15 protein-coding genes and 4 tRNA genes are annotated in these 19,939 nt (G+C 73.9%); 13 read left to right on the top strand and 6 right to left on the bottom strand.

Features of this window, described 5'->3' with window-relative positions; genetic code table 11:
- The first annotated feature begins 56 nt into the window (after window positions 1–56).
- From betT to MN205_RS21840, 3 genes are read left to right on the top strand one after another with little or no spacing between them, the layout of a single operon-like run.
- The gene (gene betT, locus MN205_RS10700) at window positions 57–2,171 is read left to right on the top strand and encodes a choline BCCT transporter BetT (RefSeq protein WP_242127065.1); all 2,115 of its coding nucleotides are present in this window, start codon (window positions 57–59) and stop codon (window positions 2,169–2,171) included.
- Window positions 2,172–2,199: 28 nt separating this feature from the next.
- A complete protein-coding gene (locus MN205_RS10705; protein WP_242127067.1) occupies window positions 2,200–3,669 on the top strand; it encodes an aldehyde dehydrogenase family protein in 1,470 nt (489 codons plus the stop codon).
- 28 nt (window positions 3,670–3,697) lie between these two features.
- Window positions 3,698–5,296 carry a GMC family oxidoreductase gene (locus MN205_RS21840; protein ID WP_242127069.1) on the top strand — a complete coding sequence of 533 codons (1,599 nt, stop codon included), beginning with the start codon at window positions 3,698–3,700 and terminating at the stop codon, window positions 5,294–5,296.
- Between the two features lie 75 nt (window positions 5,297–5,371).
- On the opposite strand, the gene treY is transcribed toward MN205_RS21840, so the two are convergent.
- A complete protein-coding gene (gene treY, locus MN205_RS10715; protein ID WP_242127071.1) occupies window positions 5,372–7,849 on the bottom strand; it encodes a malto-oligosyltrehalose synthase in 2,478 nt (825 codons plus the stop codon).
- Window positions 7,846–9,987, bottom strand: a complete 2,142-nt coding sequence (gene glgX / locus MN205_RS10720) for a glycogen debranching protein GlgX (RefSeq protein ID WP_242127072.1) — start codon at window positions 9,985–9,987, stop codon at window positions 7,846–7,848. Before glgX ends, treY begins: the two co-directional genes overlap by 4 nt.
- A gap of 145 nt (window positions 9,988–10,132) precedes the next feature.
- Between glgX and MN205_RS10725 the strand changes: the two genes are divergently transcribed.
- On the top strand, window positions 10,133–11,140 hold the full coding sequence (locus tag MN205_RS10725; protein ID WP_242127074.1) for a YihY/virulence factor BrkB family protein: 1,008 nt from the start codon (window positions 10,133–10,135) through the stop codon (window positions 11,138–11,140).
- A 94-nt stretch (window positions 11,141–11,234) separates the two neighbouring features.
- Here the strand turns inward: MN205_RS10725 and MN205_RS10730 are convergent.
- The 4 genes from MN205_RS10730 to MN205_RS10745 form a co-directional block, all read right to left on the bottom strand.
- Window positions 11,235–11,306, bottom strand: a tRNA-Val gene (locus MN205_RS10730).
- 34 nt (window positions 11,307–11,340) lie between these two features.
- Window positions 11,341–11,411: transfer RNA gene (locus MN205_RS10735), tRNA-Cys, on the bottom strand.
- 30 nt (window positions 11,412–11,441) lie between these two features.
- A tRNA-Gly gene (locus tag MN205_RS10740) sits at window positions 11,442–11,514 on the bottom strand.
- Between the two features lie 204 nt (window positions 11,515–11,718).
- Window positions 11,719–12,147 (bottom strand): SsgA family sporulation/cell division regulator, encoded by a 429-nt coding sequence (locus tag MN205_RS10745; RefSeq protein WP_242127076.1) that lies wholly within the window; start codon window positions 12,145–12,147, stop codon window positions 11,719–11,721.
- A 253-nt stretch (window positions 12,148–12,400) separates the two neighbouring features.
- Here MN205_RS10745 and MN205_RS21240 point away from each other — a divergent pair, with 253 nt between their 5' ends.
- The 9 genes from MN205_RS21240 (at window position 12,401) to MN205_RS10795 (ending at window position 19,870) form a co-directional block, all read left to right on the top strand.
- Complete coding sequence (locus MN205_RS21240; RefSeq protein ID WP_308220267.1) at window positions 12,401–13,042, top strand: TIGR02611 family protein; 642 nt, start codon at window positions 12,401–12,403, stop codon at window positions 13,040–13,042.
- 82 nt (window positions 13,043–13,124) lie between these two features.
- Window positions 13,125–13,196: transfer RNA gene (locus MN205_RS10760), tRNA-Val, on the top strand.
- Window positions 13,197–13,220: 24 nt separating this feature from the next.
- Window positions 13,221–13,835 (top strand): MOSC N-terminal beta barrel domain-containing protein, encoded by a 615-nt coding sequence (locus MN205_RS10765; RefSeq protein ID WP_242127078.1) that lies wholly within the window; start codon window positions 13,221–13,223, stop codon window positions 13,833–13,835.
- Window positions 13,836–13,892: 57 nt separating this feature from the next.
- Window positions 13,893–15,911, top strand: coding sequence for a threonine--tRNA ligase (thrS, locus tag MN205_RS10770; RefSeq protein ID WP_242127080.1), 2,019 nt, complete (start codon window positions 13,893–13,895; stop codon window positions 15,909–15,911).
- Window positions 15,911–16,516 carry an HIT domain-containing protein gene (locus MN205_RS10775; RefSeq protein WP_242127082.1) on the top strand — a complete coding sequence of 202 codons (606 nt, stop codon included), beginning with the start codon at window positions 15,911–15,913 and terminating at the stop codon, window positions 16,514–16,516. The genes thrS and MN205_RS10775 overlap by 1 nt, the downstream gene beginning before the upstream one ends.
- A 3-nt stretch (window positions 16,517–16,519) precedes the next feature.
- Window positions 16,520–17,164: a phosphatidylinositol phosphate synthase gene (pgsA, locus tag MN205_RS10780; protein ID WP_242127084.1), complete on the top strand. Its 645-nt coding sequence runs from the start codon at window positions 16,520–16,522 to the stop codon at window positions 17,162–17,164.
- Window positions 17,161–18,114 (top strand): phosphatidylinositol mannoside acyltransferase, encoded by a 954-nt coding sequence (locus MN205_RS10785; protein ID WP_242127085.1) that lies wholly within the window; start codon window positions 17,161–17,163, stop codon window positions 18,112–18,114. Before pgsA ends, MN205_RS10785 begins: the two co-directional genes overlap by 4 nt.
- The gene (locus MN205_RS10790; RefSeq protein ID WP_242127087.1) at window positions 18,111–19,256 is read left to right on the top strand and encodes a glycosyltransferase family 4 protein; all 1,146 of its coding nucleotides are present in this window, start codon (window positions 18,111–18,113) and stop codon (window positions 19,254–19,256) included. Before MN205_RS10785 ends, MN205_RS10790 begins: the two co-directional genes overlap by 4 nt.
- Window positions 19,253–19,870 carry a hypothetical protein gene (locus MN205_RS10795; protein ID WP_242127089.1) on the top strand — a complete coding sequence of 206 codons (618 nt, stop codon included), beginning with the start codon at window positions 19,253–19,255 and terminating at the stop codon, window positions 19,868–19,870. The genes MN205_RS10790 and MN205_RS10795 overlap by 4 nt, the downstream gene beginning before the upstream one ends.
- Window positions 19,871–19,939 lie beyond the last annotated feature (69 nt).

Genomic DNA, 19,939 nt, shown 5'->3' on the forward strand with positions numbered 1-19,939 from the left:
CCGGCCCCCCGCGCCGCCGACCGCGCGCGGTCCCGCGCACCGAGGAGGCGGGCGGCGTGAGCGCGCAGGGCACCACCCCCGACGGCACCACTGCGGCGCAGCCCCCCGGCGGCGCCGGGGCGGCCCCGGCGGGGCGGGAGGCCAGCGTCCAGGCGCCCGTCTTCTGGGGTGCGGCGATCGCGATCCTGGCGATCGCCGGCTGGATCCTGCTCGCCCCCGAGTCCGCGTCGTCGGTGATCTCCACCGCGGTGGGCTGGGTGGGGCAGTGGTTCGGCTGGTACTACGTCCTGTTCGCCACGGTCGTGCTCGTCTTCGTCGTGGTCCTGGCGCTGTCGCGGTACGGGCGCACCAAGCTCGGCCCGGAGCACTCCTCCCCGCAGTTCAGCACCTTCGCCTGGGTGTCGATGCTGTTCGCCGCGGGCATCGGCACCGACCTGATGTTCTTCGCGGTCGCCGAGCCGGTGACGCAGTTCCTGCAGCCGCCGGTCGGCCAGGGCGGCACGGTGGCCGCCGCGCGCGAGGCGACCGTGTGGACGATGTTCCACTACGGCATCTCCGGCTGGGGCATGTACGCGCTCATGGGCATGGCCCTGGGGTACTTCTCCTACCGGATGAACCTGCCCCTGGCGATCCGCTCGGCGCTGTACCCGGTGTTCGGCCGGCGCGTGCACGGTGCCCTCGGTCACGGCGTCGACATCGCCGCCATGCTCGGCACGATCTTCGGTGTGGCGACGTCGCTGGGCATCGCCGTCGTGCAGCTGAACTTCGGCCTGTTCGTCCTCTTCGGCGTCCCCGAGGGCCCGGCCGCCCAGATCGGGCTCATCGCCCTGGCGGTGGTCCTCGCCACGATCTCCGCCATCACGGGTGTGGACCGCGGCATCAAGCTGCTGTCCCAGCTCAACGTGCTCCTCGCCGCCGGCCTGGTGCTGTTCGTGCTGGTCGCCGGGAACACCACGCTGCTGCTCAACGGCCTGGTCATGAACGTCGGCGACTTCGCCAGCGGGTTCGGGTCCCTGACGATGGAGACCTTCGCCTGGACGAACCCGCAGGACTGGATGAACGGCTGGACGCTCTTCTTCTGGGCGTGGTGGGCCGCCTGGGCGGCGTTCGTGGGCATGTTCCTCGCCCGGATCTCCCGGGGCCGCACCATCCGCCAGTTCGTGCTGGGCAGCCTGACCATCCCGTTCGCCTACATCGTCATGTGGGTCTCGATCTTCGGCAACAGCGCCATCGACGCGGTGCGCCGGGGCGGCTCGGACTTCGGCGAGCTGACCGTGAACACCCCCGAGCGGGGGTTCTACACCCTGCTCATGGAGTACCCGGCGTTCACGTTCGTGGCCGGTCTGGCGACCGTCATCGGCCTGCTGTTCTACGTGACCTCCGCCGACTCCGGCGCACTGGTGATGGCGAACCTGTCGTCCAGGCTGCCGACGCCGAACACCGACGCCGGCACCGGCCTGCGCGTCTTCTGGGCCCTGGTCACCGGCCTGCTCACGGTGGGGATGCTGCTGGTCGGCGGCGTCACCGCCCTGCAGAGCGCCACCGTCGTCATGGGCCTGCCGTTCACCTTCGTGATGCTGCTGGTCATGGTCGGGCTGTACAAGGCGCTGCGCGTGGAGGGCCTGCGGGACGTCAGCCGGGTCTCCAGCCTGCCGGGCCGGCTGTCGGGCCGCAGCCCCGGCGTGCCCGAGCGGCGCGACGGGGACAGCTGGCGCCTGCGCCTGGGACGGGCGATGGGGTACCCCTCCCGCGACGCCGCTCAGCGGCACCTGGACGAGGTCGTCCTGCCCGCGCTGCGGGAGGTCGCCGGTGAGATGCGCGAGCGCGGGGTGGACGCGGAGGTGGGCTGGACCACCGACGCGTTCGGCGACCGCTACGCGCAGCTGGCCGCGGACCTGGGACAGGTGCAGCCGTTCTGCTACCGGGTCCACCGGGCCGAGCTGCCGGTGCCCGTCTTCGCCCGCGACACCCCGAGCCGATCCGGCGACGACCGTGGGGACGACCGTGAGCAGGCCTACTCCCGCCTGGAGGTCCACCTCGCCGAGGGCGGGCAGGGCTACGACGTGATGGGCTACACGCACTCCCAGCTGATCGACGACGTGCTCGACCAGTACGAGCGCCACGTGGAGTGGCTGCGGTTGCAGCAGGACTCCACCCGCCAGGCGAACTGACCGTCCCCGAAGACCCGGAGGAGCCACCGTGCCCGAGCTGTTCATCGACTCCACCTGGCGACCGGCCGCCGAGGGCGGCCGTCGCGAGGTCGTCAACCCCTACGACGGCGAGGCCTTCACGACCGTCGACGAGGCCTCGGCACCCGACGCGGAGGCGGCCGTCCTCGCGGCCCGCCGCGCCTTCGACACCGGGCCGTGGCCGCGCACCGGTGTCGGGGAGCGCTCGGCGCTGCTGCGCCGCGTCGCGGACCTGCTCGAGCGCGACCGCGAGGAGATCGCCCGCACCGAGACCCTGGACACCGGCAAGACGCTGGTGGAGAGCCGCATCGACGTCGACGACGTGGCGGCGGTGTTCCGCTACTACGCGGAGCAGGTCCTCGTCGAGGTCGACCGCACCGTGGACGTCGGCCGCGACGACGTCGTCAGCCGGGTCGTGCACCACCCGGTCGGCGTGTGCACCCTGATCGCGCCGTGGAACTACCCGCTGCTGCAGATGTCGTGGAAGGTCGCCCCCGCTCTGGCCGCGGGGAACACCGTCGTCCTCAAGCCCAGCGAGGTCACCCCGCTGAGCACGGTGCACCTGGTGCGGCTGCTGGTCGAGGCGGGCGTGCCCGACGGCGTCGTCAACCTCGTGCTGGGGGCGGGGTCCGCGGTCGGGCCGGTCCTGACCGAGCACCCGGCCGTCGACCTGGTCTCCTTCACCGGAGGGCTGGAGACCGGCCGCGCGATCCTGCGCTCGACCGCGCAGACGGTCAAGCGCACGACGGTCGAGCTGGGCGGCAAGAACCCCCAGCTCGTCTTCGCCGACGTCGACCTCGACCGCGCCGCCGACACCGTCCTGACCGGGGTGTTCCTGCACGCCGGTCAGGTCTGCTCCGCGGGCACCCGGCTCATCGTGGAGGAGTCGATCGCCGACGAGCTCGTGGCCCGCGTCGCCGAGCGCGCCCGGCGCGTCCGGCTGGGCAACGGGCTGGACGAGGGCACCGAGTCCGGGCCGCTGGTCTCGGCGGTGCACCGGGAGAAGGTCGAGGGCTACGTGCGCCTCGGGCTGGAGGAGGGCGCCAGGCTCGTCACCGGTGGGCGCCGCCCCGCGGACCCGGCCCTGGCCCGCGGCTTCTTCTACGAGCCCACGATCTTCGACGGCTGCGACCGCTCGATGCGCCTGGTGCAGGAGGAGACCTTCGGCCCGATCATGACCGTCGAGCGCTTCCGCACCGAGGCCGAGGCGGTGGAGCTGGGCAACGACACCGCCTACGGCCTGGCCGGCGGGGTGCAGACCGGTGACGACGAGCGCGGGGAGCGCGTCGCGCGCGCCCTGCGGCACGGCACGGTCTGGATCAACGACTTCGGCCCCTACGTCCCGCAGGCGGAGTGGGGCGGCATGCGGATGTCCGGCAACGGCCGGGAACTGGGGCCCGCGGGCCTCGCGGAGTACCGCGAGGTGCAGCACGTGTGGCGCAACACGAAGCCGGCGGCAGCCGACTGGTTCAAGGGCTGACGGTGTCGGCCGGAGGAGAGGGAGAACGGTGAGCACCACGACCCCCGTCGAGGAGTTCGACTACGTCATCGCCGGAGGCGGCACCGCCGGGTGCGTCGTCGCCGCCCGGTTGTCGGAGGACCCGTCGGTGACGGTGTGCCTGCTGGAGGCGGGCCCGAGCGACGTCGGCGACGAGAACATCCTCAAGCTGACCGACTGGATGCACCTGCTGGACTCCGGCTACGACTGGGACTACCCCGTCGAGCCGCAGGAGAACGGCAACAGCTTCCTGCGCCACGCCCGCGCCAAGGTGCTGGGCGGCTGCTCGTCGCACAACTCGTGCATCGCCTTCCACCCGCCCGCCGAGGGGCTGGACGCCTGGGAGGCCATGGGCTGCACCGGGTGGGGCGCGAAGGACGTGCTGCCGCTGATCAAGCGGCTGGAGAACAACGACGGCCCGGGCGAGCACCACGGCCGCAGCGGGCCGGTCCGGCTGCGGACGGTCCCGCCGGTGGACCCCGCCGGCGTCGCGCTGCTGGAGGCGGCCGCCGCCGCCGGGCTGCCGACGGTCCGGTACAACGAGGGCGCCACCGTGATGAACGGCGCCGGGTGGTTCCAGATCAACGCCGATGACGACGGCACGCGCATGTCCAGCTCGCACGCCTACCTGCACCCGATCCTCGGCACGCGCCCGAACCTCGAGGTGCGCACCGGGTACTGGGTGGAGAAGGTCCTCGTCGAGCAGGACCCGGCGGACGGCACCCACCGCGCCACGGGTGTGCAGTTCATGGCGCCGGACCTCATCCACCACGGCACGGTGCGGGCCCGCCGCGAGGTCGTGCTCTCCGCCGGGGCCATCGACACGCCGAAGCTGCTGATGCTGTCCGGGATCGGCCAGCCCGAGCAGCTGCGCGGGTTCGGCATCGACGTCCTCGTCGACGCGCCCGGGGTGGGGGAGAACCTCGACGACCACGTCGAGGGCCTGGTGTTCTGGGACGCCCTGCAGCCGATGGTCACCGCGTCGACGCAGTGGTGGGAGATCGGTGTGTTCGCCACCACCGAGCTCGGCCGTGCGGCCGGCACGAACGTGCCGGACCTGATGATGCACTACGGGTCGGTGCCGTTCGACCTGAACACGGTCCGCTGGGGGTACCCGACGACCGACAACGGGTTCTGCCTCACGCCCAACGTCACCCAGGGCAAGTCCCGGGGAACGGTGAAGCTGCGCTCCCGCGACTTCCGGGACCGCCCCAAGGTCGACCCCCGCTACTTCACCGACCCCGAGGGTCACGACCTCGCCGTCATGACCGAGGGCATCCGCCTCGCCCGCCGGATCGTCGAGCAGGAGCCCATGGCGCCGTGGGCCGGTGCGGAACTTGCCCCCGGCAAGGACGTCGTCACCGACGACGAGATCGCCGACTACATCACCAAGACCCACAACACCGTCTACCACCCGGCGTGCACCGCGCGGATGGGTGCCGAGGACGACCGCATGGCCGTCGTCGACCCGCGGCTGCGGGTCAAGGGCGTGCGCGGCCTGCGCATCGCCGACGGCTCCATCATGCCGTTCCTCGGTGCGGTGAACCCCAACATCACCACGATGGCCATCGGTGAGAAGTGCGCCGACATGCTGGTCGAGGACCGCTGAGGGCCTCACCCCGAACGCACGGGGGCGCTGCACCGTCGCGGTGCAGNGCGCCCCCGGTGCGTCCCGGCCCGGTCCTCAGGAGCGCAGCAGCAGGGCCACCGGCAGGTCGGTCAGCAGGTCGGCGATGCGCGCCGGGCCGCCGGCCAGCTCCGCCCCGGTGAACGCGTTGCGCCAGCGGCCCTCGGGCAGGGTCAGCGTGTGCTCGCCCCAGCCGCCGTTGCGCTCCAGCGACACCGGCAGCCGGGTCGCCACCGCGATCGCCCCGGGGGCCTCGACCGGGCCCCGGGCGAACGCCAGGGCGTTGCCCGTGGACGTCGGCACGGGGGAGTAGCCGGCCTCGGGGCCGACGAAGGAGCGCTCGTGGTCCCGGCGGGCCCGCAGGGTCCGGGAGACGACGAGCAGCTTCTCGTCGTGCAGGTCCGCCGGGGCGGAGCCGCCGTCCAGCGCAGCCAGGCGGCGGGTCCGCTCGGCGTAGTCCACGGGCCGGCGGTTGTCGGGATCGACCAGGGACAGGTCCACCAGCTCGCTGCCCTGGTAGACGTCCGGCACGCCCGGCATCGCCAGCTGCACGAACTTCTGCCCCAGCACCGCCACGCGGGCCTGCGCCGCGGTCGCGTCGACGAACTCCCGCACCGCCGCCAGGACCGCCTCGTCCCCCAGCACCCCGGTGGCGAAGCGCTCCACCGCCGCCTCGTACGCCTCGTCCGGCGAGGTCCACGTGGTGTGGTCCTTCGCCTCGCGGGTGGCCTTCTGCAGGTAGCCCACCAGCCGCTCGTCGCTGATCGGGCCCTCGCCCCAGGTGCCGAAGAGGGTCTGCCACACCAGCAGCTCGGTGCGCGCGTCGAGCTCGCCCGCCCGGTGCTCGGCGGCCAGCTCGCGCCATCGCGTCAGCGCCGCGCCCCACTCCTCCGTCAGCTCCGACAGGACCGACAACCGCGCCCGCACGTCCTCGCTGCGCTTGGTGTCGTGCGTGGACAGCGTCGTCATGGCCGCGGGCCAGTCGCGGGCCAGGGCGGAGCAGAAGGAGTGGAACTCCTCCGGGGAGGTCCCGAAGCGGGTGGGGTCCCCACCGACCTCGTTGAGCGAGGACAGCCGGAACCAGCGGTAGAACGAGGTGTCCTCGATGCCCTTGGCCATCACCGGGCCGCAGGTCTGCTGGAAGCGCACCACGAACTCGGCGATCCGGGCGTCCGAGGGGTCGCCGGCCCGGTTCAGCGCCAGGTCCACCACCACCTGCAGGGTGTCGTGGCGCTCCTCGGGCAGGTGGGCGCGGGCCTGCTCGGCGGCACCCTCCACGACCCGGACGGCCTCCGGCGACGCCTCCTCCCCGGGCACCACGTAGGCGCGGTACTGGTGGAACGCCACCAGCAGCTCCACGACGCACTCGTGCAGGCCCCGGCGGGTGTGGTCGCGCAGGTCGACGTCGTCGTGGCAGATGCCGGAGAGCAGGTCCACCAGGCGGTGCACCTCGGCGTACAGGCCGTGCTCGACGACCTCGCGCTTGGCGTTGTCGACGACCGCCTGGAACGTGCCGGTCTCGCCGGTGAGCGCGGTGTACTGCTCGGTCAGCGGCTCGGCCCCCGCCGGGTCCAGGAACAGCCCGCCCACCCGCTGCAGGGCGTCGTAGCCGGTGGTGCCGGCGCACGCCCAGTCCGCAGGCAGCTGCTCCTCGCCCTCGAGGATCTTCTCCACGACGACCCAGGCGCTGCCGTCCCCGGTGGCGTTCGCGGTGGCCTGCGCCAGCCACCGCAGGTAACCGCGCGGGTCGGCCAGCCCGTCGGGGTGGTCGATGCGCAGGCCCTGCAGGTCCCCGCGGCCCACCAGCTCCAGCAGCAGGGCGTGGGAGGCGTCGAACACCTCCCGGTCCTCCACGCGGATCGCGGCCAGGGTGTCCACGTCGAAGAAGCGCCGGTAGTTCAGCTCCTCGTCGGCCACCCGCCAGTGCGCCAGGCGGTACCACTGCCGGTCCACCAGCTCCGCCAGCGGCAGCTCCTCGGTGCCCGGGCGCACGGGGAAGACGTGGTCGTAGTAGCGCAGCACGTGCTCCTCGCCCTGCGGCGTGGAGCGGGTGCCCAGGCTCAGCTCACCGGCGGCCAGGACCTGGCCGATGCGCTGCCCCAGCACCGCCATGAGGATCGCGCGGTCGGGCACCGACCAGTCCACGTCGAACCAGCGCGCGTAGGGGGAGCGGGGCCCCTCCTTGAGCACCGACCACAGCTGGGCGTTCTCGTGCGCCGGGGTGGGCACCGCCATGTGGTTGGGCACCACGTCGGCCACGGCGGCCAGGCCCGCCCCGCGCAGCGCGGCCACGAGCCGGTCGAAGCCCGCGCGCCCGCCGGCCTCCTCGTTGAGCCGGGAGTGGTCCACCACGTCGTAGCCGTGGGTGGAGCCCCTCGCGGGGGCCAGGACGGGGGAGAGGTAGGCGTGCGAGACGCCCAGGCGCTGCAGGTGCTCGGCCTGCGCGGCGGCGTCGTCGAAGGTGAACGCCGGCTGCACCTGGAAGCGGTAGGTGCTCACCGGCACCACGGCCGGGCGGTAGGTGGGATCGGTCACTTGTCCCCCAGCGGCTCTCGGGCCAGGACGAGCACGGAGCGGCCGGCCACGGGCAGCTTCGTGCCCGGCGAGAACGCCGACTCCTCGGTGAAGATGGACACCACCCCGACCTGGTCGTCGGCGGTGTCGAGGCGCACGTGCCAGTCGTCGCCGTACGCCTTCTCGGGCAGCGTGAACTCCACCGCCTCGTGCCACGGGTTGTACATGATCAGGAAGGAGTCGCCGACGATGCGTTCCCCGCGGCGGTCCGGCTCGGGGATCGCCTCGCCGTTGAGGAAGATCATGACGCTGCGGTTGGCCGCGTCGGACCAGTCCTCGTCGGTCATCTCGGTGCCGTCGGCGACGAACCACTCGATGTCGCCGATCTTGCTCTCCCCGCCGTGGCCGGCGTCGCCGGCGAAGAAGCGCCGGCGCTGGAAGACGGGCTCGGTGCGGCGCAGCTCGACCACCCGGCGCGTGAACTCCAGCAGCTCCTGCTGCGAGTCGGACAGGTTCCAGTCCATCCAGGCCAGCTCGTTGTCCTGGCAGTAGACGTTGTTGTTGCCCTGCTGCGTCCGGCCCATCTCGTCGCCGTGCAGGATCATGGGCACGCCCTGGCTCAGCAGCAGCGTCACCAGCATGTTGCGGTGCTGCCGCGCGCGCAGCGAGATGATCTCCTCGTCGTCCGTGGGGCCCTCGACCCCGCAGTTCCAGGAGCGGTTGTGGCTCTCGCCGTCCGCGCCGCCCTCACCGTTGGCGTCGTTGTGCTTGTCGTTGTACGAGACGAGGTCGCGCATCGTGAAGCCGTCGTGCGCGGTGACGAAGTTGATGCTGGCGATGGGCTTGCGCCCGGAGTGCTCGTACAGGTCGGAGGAGCCGGTGATGCGGCTGGCGAACTCCCCGAGCGTCCCGGCCTCCCCGCGCCAGAAGTCGCGCACGGTGTCGCGGTAGCGACCGTTCCACTCCGTCCACAGCGCCGGGAACCCGCCGACCTGGTAGCCGCCCTCGCCGACGTCCCACGGCTCGGCGATGAGCTTGACCTGGGAGATCACCGGGTCCTGCTGGACGATGTCGAAGAACGCGCTAAGGCGGTCCACCTCGTGGAACTGGCGGGCCAGCGTCGCCGCCAGGTCGAAGCGGAAGCCGTCGACATGCATCTCCGTCACCCAGTACCGCAGCGAGTCCATGATCAGCTGCAGGACGTGCGGAGAGCGCATCAGCAGGCTGTTGCCGGTGCCGGTGGTGTCGAAGTAGAACTTCTTGTCCTCGTCGACCAGCCGGTAGTACGCCTGGTTGTCGATCCCGCGGAAGCACAGGGTCGGGCCCATGTGGTTGCCCTCGGCGGTGTGGTTGTAGACCACGTCGAGGATGACCTCGATGTTCGCCTCGTGCAGCGCCCGCACCATCGACTTGAACTCCTGCACCTGTTGGCCGCGCTGGCCGGTGGAGGAGTAGGCGTTGTGCGGTGCGAAGAAGCCGATGGTGTTGTAGCCCCAGTAGTTGGACAGCCCCTTGTCGGTCAGGTGCGTGTCCTGCACGAACTGGTGCACCGGCATCAGCTCCACGGCCGTCACCCCCAGCGAGGTGAGGTGCTCGATCATCGCCGGGTGCGCCATGCCGGCGTAGGTGCCGCGGATCTCCTCGGGGATGTCCGGGTGGAGCTGGCTGAGGCCCTTCACGTGGGCCTCGTAGATCACCGACTCGTGGTACTCGTGGCCCGGCTGCCGGTCGTTGCCCCAGTCGAAGAAGGGGTTGACCACGACGGAGAGCATCGTGTGCCCCAGGCTGTCGTCGTCGTTGACGACGGAGTTGTCGTCGAAGCGGTACGAGAAGAGCGACTCGTCGCCGTCGACCTGGCCCTCGATGGCCTTGGCGTACGGGTCCAGCAGCAGCTTCTCCGGCTGGCAGCGCGCCCCGCTCTCGGGGTGGAAGGGGCCGTGCACGCGGTAGCCGTACCGCTGCCCGGGCATCACCGAGGGCAGGTAGGCGTGCCAGACGAAGCCGTCCACCTCGGGCAGGTCCAACCGCTCCTCGGTGCCGTCGTCGCCGATCAGGCACAGCTCCACCCGCTCCGCGACCTCGGAGAAGAGGGCGAAGTTGGTCCCCGCCCCGTCGTAGGTGGCGCCCAGGGGGTAGGGCCGTCCGGGCCAGATCTGCATCGCGGGTCCTTCCACTGCCTAGCTCGTGCACTCCACGTGCGCGGTCGACGGTCATCATGTCCGCTCGCGCCCCGGCTCACACCCCGACCGGCGGCGGCGGCGCGTGCGCCGCGGCCCGCGCCGCCGGCGCGGCTACCCTTCGGCGGTGCCCGAAGACCCCTCCCGGCCCGCGGGTGCCTACCGCGGACCCGCCCTGCCCGCCCTGCCCGCCGTGCCCGCCGCCGCCCGCTCCCCGCGGGTGCGCCGCGCGCTGGGCGCCGCCCGCGAGCTGGTCGCCGGCACGGTCGGCGCCTGCCTGCGCTTCCGGATCACCGGGCTGGCCGCCGAGGGCGGCTTCTTCGCGCTGCTGTCGCTGCCGCCGCTCGTCTTCGGCCTCGTCGCCAGCCTCGGCTACGTCGGGCGCTGGCTGGGGCGGGACGAGGTCGCCGCCGCCCGCGGGCAGCTGACCCGCCTGACGGAGGCCTTCTTCACCCCCGAGGTCATCGACGAGGTGGTCCTGCCCACCTTCGACTCGGTGACCACCGCGGGACGGGCCGACCTCACCCTGCTGGCCTTCGGGTTCAGCGTCTGGTCCGGTTCGCGCGCCCTCAACGTGTACGTGGACACCATCTCGATCATGTACGGCCTGGGTGGTCACCGCGGCATCGTGCGCACCCGGTTGCTGTCGCTGGGCACCTACCTGGCGGGTCTGCTGGTGGCCGTGGTCGTCCTGCCGCTGCTGCTGGTGGGGCCGCGCGTGGTGGGGCGCTGGTTGCCTGCGGAGCTCGCCGTGCTCTCCCGCAGCTACTGGCCCGTGGTGCTGCTGCTGTCGGTGTTCTGCCTCGCGACGCTCTACCACCTGGCCACGCCGGTGCGCAGCCGCTGGTGGCGCGACCTGCCCGGCGCCGTCCTGGCGCTGCTGCTGTGGCTGCTGGCCTCCTCGCTGCTGCGTCCGCTGCTGTCGGCCTCCGTCGGCGGCACCTCCACCTCGATCTACGGGCCCCTGGCCGCGCCGATCGTGGTGCTCGTGTGGTTCTACGTCCTGGCGATCGCCGTGCTCGCCGGGGCGGCCCTGAACGCCGCGGTGGACCGGGTCTGGCCCGACCCCGGCAAGGCGGCCGCGCGCGAGGCGGCGCGTGCCGAGGCCGTCGAGAGGCGCCGCTGGGTGCCGTGAGACGGGGCTCGTCCCGGCTCCGCCGTGCGGGCGCCAGGCGCCGGGCACGACGAAGGCCCGGCACCTGCGGGTGCCGGGCCTTCGATCGAGGGAGTGGGCGATACTGGGATCGAACCAGTGACCTCTTCCGTGTCAGGGAAGCGCGCTACCGCTGCGCCAATCGCCCTCGAGCACACCGGGAGCGACCCGATGAGCTTGTGAGGTGGAGACGGGATTCGAACCCGTGTGGACGGCTTTGCAGGCCGCTGCCTAACCTCTCGGCCACTCCACCGTGAGGCTCGCGCCTGTGAGCCGGCCTCCGAGCGGACGACGGGACTCGAACCCGCGACCCTCACCTTGGCAAGGTGATGCGCTACCAACTGCGCTACGTCCGCACGTCTCCGGCTTCCCGCCCTTCCGGCCGGTTCCCCGTGACGTCGTAGACAGTAGCCGACGGCTGCGGGTGCAGTCCAACCGCCCCGCCCGGCGCGTTCACCCGGCGTTCGTCGAGCGGGGGCGGTGGGCGCACCAGGGGCCCGCACCCGGCGTCGGTGCCGGGCGCGGGCCCCTGGTGCGAGCGTCGCGCTCGTCGCTGCTGGTCAGGCGGTCAGCCGGGCGATCAGGTCGTCCAGGTCCAGGTGACGCGCCTCGCGCCCCGGGGGCACGAGGGCCTCCGCCCGGCGCAGGAAGCGCCGGACGTCCGCCTCGTCCGCCTCGAGCTCCGCGTTGCCGTCCGGGGACGACAGGCGGAGCAGGACGCGCGGGCGACCCTCGGGGGAGTCGGTGCACGGGCGCACCTGCACGTCGCCGTCGCCGGCGGGTGCGGTGAGCCCCTCCCTCAGCAGGTCGCGCGCGAAGACCCACTCCACGTCCGCGTCACCCCCGCGGAAGACCGCGTGGATGGCGAAGGGGTCGTCAGCCCCGTAGTGCAGGCTGGCGGGGACGGGGAGACCGGGCCCGCTGGTGGTGCGTAGGCGCAGCGACACGTCGACGTCGACCTCGGTCTTGCGGTGCGGCAGTGCAGGCACGTCGACCTCCGTGTGCTCATGGCCGCTGACGGGCTACAGCGACCGTGCTGAGGAGTTTCCCACCGATCCGGCCTCCCAAACACCCGGACGGCGCAACTGGGACGTGTCCCGTCCACCTGCGGTTCCCCCCGGGCCCGCCGCCACCCCCGCCGCACCGGCCCGGACCCCGGTGCGCCGGGGAGCGTTCGCGGCACCTCGTGCGTTGGGGTGGTCGACGGAGGGCCCCGGCGGCGGGGCGGGCGAGGAGGAGCGGGTGCGCGTGACGGCGGACGGTCGGCAGGGCCGCGCGGGCGGTGGGGACGAGGCGGAGCGCGTGCCGCCGCCCGGCCCCTTCGCCCCGCCCGGGGGCGACGGGCCGCGCGGCGCGGACGGGGCGGTGCCCGCGGCCAGGGTCGGCGGCACCTCGCCGACGGGCGCGCCGGCGCCCGCGACCGCACCGGGGGGCGCAGGTGCCGGCGACCCGCTGCTGGTCCGCCGGCGGCGCGCGGAGCGCCTGCGCGCCGCCCTGCGCCGGCGCCGCGAGCGCCTGCGGGCCGACGCCCACGCCGACCGCGCCTACCGCACCGCGGTCGCGGTGGTCGGCACCGCCGTGGCGCTGCTGGGCCTGGTCATGGTCCCGCTGCCGGGCCCCGGCTGGCTCGTCGTCTTCCTGGGCCTGGCGATCCTGGGCACCGAGTTCGCCACCGCGCGGCGCGTGCACCGCTTCGCGCACCGCCAGGTCCACCGGTGGACGCAGTGGATCGCCGGGCGCTCGTGGGCCACCCGCATCGGCCTGGGCACGGGCGCGGCGGCGGCCGTGGGGGCCGCGGCGTGGGGGTACCTGGCCTGGCAGGGCGTGCCCGCCTGGAGCCCCGAGGTGGTCACCGCCCAGCTGAGCCGCCTCCCCGGGCTCTGAACGACGCACCCGCGGGGGCGGTCGTGAACACCCCCGGGGACACGGTATGGTTCTTCCACCGGTCGCGGTCAGCGGTCGCACCGGGCGATTAGCTCAGCGGGAGAGCACCTCGTTCACACCGAGGGGGTCACTGGTTCGATCCCAGTATCGCCCACACCAGCACCACCAGGAGCATCACGTGCAGAGCCCCGGAGTCGTCGACGCCGGGGCTCTCGTCGTCCAGATCGCCGTCTTCCCCGTGAAGTCCGTCGCCGGTCTGCTCCCCGCGGCCGTCGAGGTCGGCCCCGAGGGCCTGGAGGGGGACCGCGGGTTCGTCCTGACCGCCGGCGGTGAACCGCTGCGGGCGAAGACCACCCCCCAGCTGCGTGAGCTCGAGCTCTCCGGGACGCCGCAGGCGCCCCTGGTCAGCGCCCCGGGCGCCGCTCCCGGCGACCTGCGGGCCGTGGCCCGCTTCCTCGGCGTGGACGCACCCGTGCAGCTGCACCCCGCCCCAGGGGGCGCGCGCCAGGTCGCCGCCGTGCACGTGGTGACCACCGCGGACCGCGACGCCCCCGGCGCCGGCGACTCCTCGCGGGCGAACCTCCTCCTGCGTCCCGCCGCCGCCGCGCTCCCGCCCGCCGCGGAGCTCGCCGGTGCCCTGCTGGAGGTGGGACCGGTGCTGCTGCGGCTGGGGCGGCCGCCGCGCCACTGCGCCGGTTCCTTCGCCGAGGTGCTGCGCGGCGGGACCGTGCGCACCGGTGACGCGGCGCGGCTGCGGACGCGTGCCGACGGCCCGGGCGGGGCTCCCGGCTAGAGTCGCGGGCGTGGGGGAGCCCCCACGCCCCTGACCGACGACCCCCGGAGGCGCGCAGTGTCCGCCCAGCTCACCGTCACCCGTTCCGGCGCCTCGGCGCCCGCGACGACGGTGCAGGTCGAGGCCGGCGCGACCGCCGGCGAGCTGTTCACCGACGAGCGCGACGTCGTCGTCGCCCGCGTCAACGGCGAACTGCGGGACCTGACGCACCCGCTGGCCGACGGCGACGAGGTCGAGGGCGTCCTGATCTCCTCCGAGGACGGGCTGGCGGTGCTGCGGCACTCCGCCGCGCACGTCGTGGCCCAGGCCGTGCAGCAGCACTTCCCCGAGGCCAAGCTGGGCATCGGCCCGCCGATCCGCGACGGCTTCTACTACGACTTCGACGTCGAGCGCCCCTTCACCCCCGAGGACCTGAAGACCCTCGAGAAGACGGCGCAGCGCATCGTCAAGGAGGGCCAGCGCTTCGTGCGCCGCGCCGTCACCGACGACGAGGCGCGCGCCGAGCTGGCCGGCGAGCCGTACAAGCTGGAGCTCATCGGCCTGAAGTCCACCGCCGGTGAGGCCGCCGAGGGCGCCGGCGTCGAGGTCGGCGCGGGCGAGCTGACGATCTACGACAACGTCCGCCGCGACGGCACCGTGGCCTGGAAGGACCTGTGCCGCGGGCCGCACCTGCCCAGCACCCGCCTGGTCGGCAACGGGTTCAGCCTGCTGCGCTCGGCGGCCGCGTACTGGCGCGGCAGCGAGAAGAACCCCCAGCTGCAGCGCGTCTACGGCACCGCCTGGCCCACCAAGGACGACCTGAAGGCCTACCAGGAGCGGGTCGCGGAGGCCGAGCGCCGTGACCACCGCCGCCTGGGCGTGGAGCTGGACCTCTTCTCCTTCCCCGACGAGATCGGCTCCGGGCTGGCGGTCTTCCACCCCAGGGGCGGTGTCGTCCGCCGGGCGATGGAGGACTACTCGCGCCAGGCCCACGAGAGGGCCGGGTACGAGTTCGTCTACTCCCCGCACATCACGAAGCAGAACCTCTTCGAGGTGTCCGGGCACCTCGACTGGTACGCCGAGGGCATGTTCCCCGCCATGCAGCTGGACGCCGAGGTCGACGCCGACGGCACGGTGCGCAAGGCCGGGCAGAACTACTACCTCAAGCCCATGAACTGCCCCTTCCACAACCTGATCTTCGACAGCCGCGGACGCTCCTACCGCGAGCTGCCGCTGCGCCTGTTCGAGTTCGGCACCGTCTACCGCTACGAGAAGTCCGGTGTCGTGCACGGGCTCACCCGCGTGCGGGGGATGACGCAGGACGACGCGCACATCTACTGCACCCGCGAGCAGATGAAGGACGAGCTCACCCGCACCCTCGGCTTCGTGCTCGGGCTGCTCTCCGACTACGGCCTGGACGACTACTACCTCGAGCTGTCCACCAAGGACCCGGAGAAGTACGTCGGCTCCGACGACGCCTGGGAGGAGGCCACCGCGACGCTCGCGGAGGTCGCGCAGGCGTCCGGTCTCGAACTGGTCCCCGACCCCGGGGGTGCTGCCTTCTACGGCCCGAAGATCTCGGTGCAGGCCCGCGACGCCATCGGCCGCACCTGGCAGATGTCCACCATCCAGCTGGACTTCAACCTGCCCGAGCGCTTCGGCCTGGAGTACACCGCCGCCGACGGCTCCAAGCAGCGCCCCGTGATGATCCACCGCGCGCTGTTCGGGTCCATCGAGCGCTTCTTCGCCGTCCTGACCGAGCACTACGCCGGCGCGTTCCCGCCCTGGCTGGCGCCCGTGCAGGTCGTCGGCGTGCCCGTCGCCGACGCGCACGTGCCGCACCTGCAGGAGGTCGCCGCGAAGCTGCGCGAGCGCGGGATCCGCGTGGAGGTCGACGCCTCCGACGACCGCATGCCCAAGAAGATCCGCACCTGGACCAAGCAGAAGGTGCCGTTCCTCCTCATCGCCGGTGCCGAGGACGTCGAGGCGGGCGCGGTCTCCTTCCGCTACCGCGACGGCAGCCAGGAGAACGGCGTACCCGTCGACGACGCCGTGGCGAAGGTCGTGGACGCCGTCCAGCGGCGCGTGCAGGTCTGATGAGCGACGCGCACGAGCCCGGGGGAGAGGCGTCGGTGGAGCCGGCCGGCGCCCTGCCCGGCGACGCGGACGGGTTCGAGCGGCTGTGGACCCCGCACCGCATGGCGTACATCCGGGGTGAGAGGAAGCCCACCGACCCCGACGACGCCCAGCAGTGCCCCTTCTGCCGGGCGCCGTCGCGCTCGGACGAGGACGGCCTCGTGGTGCACCGCGGGCAGCGCGTCCTCGTCGTGCTGAACCTGTACCCGTACAACCCCGGTCACCTGCTGGTGTGCCCCTACCGGCACGTGTCCTCCTACGTCGACCTCGACGCCGCCGAGCTGGCCGAGTTCACCGCGCTCACCCGGGCGGCGCTCGCCACCCTGCGGGCCGCCTCGAACCCCGCCGGGTTCAACGTCGGCATGAACCAGGGCGCCGTCGCCGGGGCGGGCATCGCCGCCCACCTGCACCAGCACGTCGTGCCCCGCTGGGCCGGGGACGCGAACTTCCTGCCGGTGGTGGCGCGCACCAAGGCCCTGCCGGAACTGCTGGAGGACACCCGCAGGCGCCTGGCCGAGGCGTGGACCGCGCCCGTCCCGGCCGCCGCGGCCGGCGGCGAGGGCTGAGGCGTGCTCGGCCGCAACGCCCGCGCCTTCGCCGGCCGCGTCTTCACGCCCCCCGCGAAGCTGCTGCTGCGCCTGGGCGTCGACCCCGATGCGGTGACGATCGCCGGCACGGCCGGCGTCCTCGCCAGCGCCCTGGTGCTCTACCCCCTGGGGCAGCTGTTCTGGGGCTCCATCGCGGTGGGGTTCTTCGTCCTGTCCGACACCGTCGACGGGATCATGGCACGCACCCTGGGCCGCACGGGCCGCTGGGGCGCCTACCTGGACTCCACCCTGGACCGCTTCGGCGACGCCGCCGTCTTCGGCGGCCTCGTCGTCTGGTTCGCGCGCGGCGGCGACTCGCCGGTGACGGCCGGGCTGGCGCTGCTGTGCCTGGTGCTGGGCAGCCTCGTCTCCTACGCCAAGGCGCGCGCCGAGGGGCTGGGGTTCACCGCGAACGTCGGCATCGCCGAGCGTTCCGACCGGCTCCTCGCCGTCCTCGCCGCCACCACGCTCGTCGGCCTCGGCGTGCCGCTGCCGTTCCTGACCGTCGTGCTCGCGCTGCTGGCCGTCGCCAGCCTCGTCACCGTGGTCCAGCGCATGGCAGCGGTGCGCCGCCAGGCCCTGGCCGCCGCAGACGCCTCCCCGCCCGCCTCCGCTCCGCGCGCGTGAGCGGCGCCCGCGACGACCTGACCGCGTCCGCCTTCCGCCTGGCGTGGCGGCTGGCGCGCGCGGTGCCCGAACCGGTGGCGCTGACGCTGGCCGAGCGGGCCGCGGACCGGGTGCACGCCCGCGGCGGCACCCGGGTGGAGCAGTTGCGGGCCAACCTGCGCCGCGCGCGACCGCAGGCGTCGCCCGCCGAGCTGGACGACCTGGTGCACGAGGGCCTGCGTTCCTACGCGCGCTACTGGTGCGACGTGTTCCGGCTGCCCGCGTGGTCCCGCGAACGAACCACCGCGGGGGTGCGCGCGAGCGGTGCCGAGCCGCTGCTCGAGCAGTTGCGCTCGGGGCGGGGAGCGGTGCTCTTCCTCGGCCACCTGGGCAACTGGGACCACGCCGCGGCGTGGTGGTCGGCCTCCGGGCTCTCCCGGGTCGTCACGGTCGCGGAGCGGCTGCGCCCCGAGGCCGTCTTCACCGAGTTCCTCGCCTTCCGCCGGCGACTCGGCGTGGAGGTGCTGCCGCTGGGCGACCCGGGCACCTTCCCCGCGCTGGTGCGCGGGGTCCGAGCGGGAGCCGTGGTCCCGCTGCTGGCGGACCGGGACCTGTCGGGCAGCGGCGTGCCGGTGCGCTTCCTCGGCGAGACGCTGCCCATGGCCGCCGGACCGGCCACGCTCGCCCTGGCGGCCGGGGTGCCGCTGTTCCCCGCGGCCGTCTGGTACGAGGGGCCGCCGTCGCGCCCGCGCACGCTCGTGGTCGAGGTCGGCGAGGAGGTCCGCCGGCCGCCGGCCGACCCCGCCCGTCCCGCCCGCGAGGACCGCGCCGCGGCGGTGGCGGCGATGACGCAGGGCTGCGCGGACGCGCTCGACGCGGCGGTCCGCGCCCACCCGCAGGACTGGCACGTGCTGCAGCCGGTGTTCCCCGCGGACGTCGCCCGCGGGGGAGCGCGGGGAGGGACCCCGTGAGGATCGGGATCGTCTGCCCGTACTCCTTCGACGTGCCCGGTGGCGTGCAGTTCCACGTGCGCGACCTGGCCGAGCACCTGATCGCCCTGGGCCACTCCGTGCGCGTCCTGGCCCCCGCCGACGACCCCGCCACCCTGCCGGCCTTCGCCGACGCCGCCGGCGGGGTGGTCGCGGTTCCCTACAACGGCTCGGTGGCCCGGCTGTCGTTCGGGCCGCTGACCGCGGCCAGGGTCCGCCGCTGGGTCACCGAGGGGGACTTCGACGTGCTGCACGTGCACGAGCCGCTGTCGCCCAGCACCTCCCTGCTGGCGCTGTGGGCCGCGCAGCGCTCCGTGGTGGCGACGTTCCACACCGCCAACCTGCGCTCGCGCGCGATGCAGGCGGCCTCACCGCTGCTGCGCCCGAGCCTGGAGAAGATCGCCGCCCGCATCGCCGTCAGCGAGGACGCCCGGCGCACCGTCGTCGAGCACGTCGGCGGCGACGCCGTGGTCGTCCCCAACGGCGTGTTCACCGACCGCTTCGCGCGCGCGCCGCGCCGCCCGGAGTGGTGCGGCACCCCCGAACGGCCCGTCGTGGCGTTCGTCGGGCGCCTCGACGAACCCCGCAAGGGCCTGGGGGTGCTGTGCGAGGCGGTGCCCCGCGTGCGCGCGGTCCTGCCCGGCGCCCGCTTCCTCGTCGCCGGGCGCGGGGACGCCGACGCCGCGCGCGCCACCGCGCCCGACCCGGGGGCCCTGGAGTTCCTGGGCGCGGTCGACGACGACGACAAGCGCTCGCTGCTGGCCTCCGCCGACGTCTACCTGGCGCCGCACACCGGGGGGGAGAGCTTCGGCATCGTCCTGGTCGAGGCCCTGGCGGCCGGTGCGGCCGTCGTGGCCAGCGACCTGGGCGCCTTCCGCCGCGTGCTGGACGACGGCGCGCACGGCCGGCTGTTCCCCACCGGCGACGCAGCTGCGGCCGCGGCCGCTCTGCTGGAGCTGCTGACCGACCCCGGGCAGCGGCGGCGCCTGGTGGACGCCGGGCAGCGCGCGGCCCGGCGCTACGACTGGTCCGTCGTGGCCGCCGACGTCCTCGCCGTCTACGAGACGGTCCGCTCCGGCGAGGACGCCCACCGTGGTGGCGAGCAGCGCAGGTCCGGGCGGTGAACCCCCTGACCTGGGCGCTGGCCGGGCTGCTGGTCCTGTGCCTGGTCGCCTGGTACCTGTCGGCCACCGCCCAGCGGCTGGACCGGCTGCACCGGCGGGTGGAGACCAGCCGGGCGGCGCTGGACGCGGAGCTGACCCGGCGGGCCTCGGCCGCCCTGGAGCTGGCCACCTCCGGCCGGCTGGACCCGGCGTCGTCGCTGCTGCTGGCCGACGCGGCCACGGCCGCCCTGGACGCGCCCCGCACCCCCGCGGCGCTGCGCGACGCCACCGACGCCGACGACGCGCAGCGCTGGCGCGCCGAGAGCGACCTGACGCGGGCGCTGGCCGCCGCCCTGCCGCCCCCGGGCGAGCGGGCCGGGCCGACGGGCGCGGACGAGCCGGCCCCGGGCGGGCTCGGGGTCGAGGGCGGGGACGAGCGGTGCGCGCGCGTCCTGGACGCCTGGCACCGGGTCGGGCTGGCCCGGCGCTTCCACAACGACGCCGTCGTCCAAGCCCGGCGCCTGCGGGGCAAGCGGGTGGTGCGCTGGGGGCACCTGGCCGGGCACGCGCGCCTGCCCGAGACGGCCGACTTCCACGACGGGACGGCGGACGGGGACGTCCGGCCCGGTCCGTAGGATGCGCCCGGCAGGTCCGGTTCCCCGGAGCACACCCCGACACGAAGCGCGAGGCGCCAGAGCGTGAGC

Source organism: Kineococcus sp. TRM81007 (assembly GCF_022669155.1).
In the GTDB taxonomy this organism is placed as follows: Bacteria; Actinomycetota; Actinomycetes; order Actinomycetales; family Kineococcaceae; genus Kineococcus.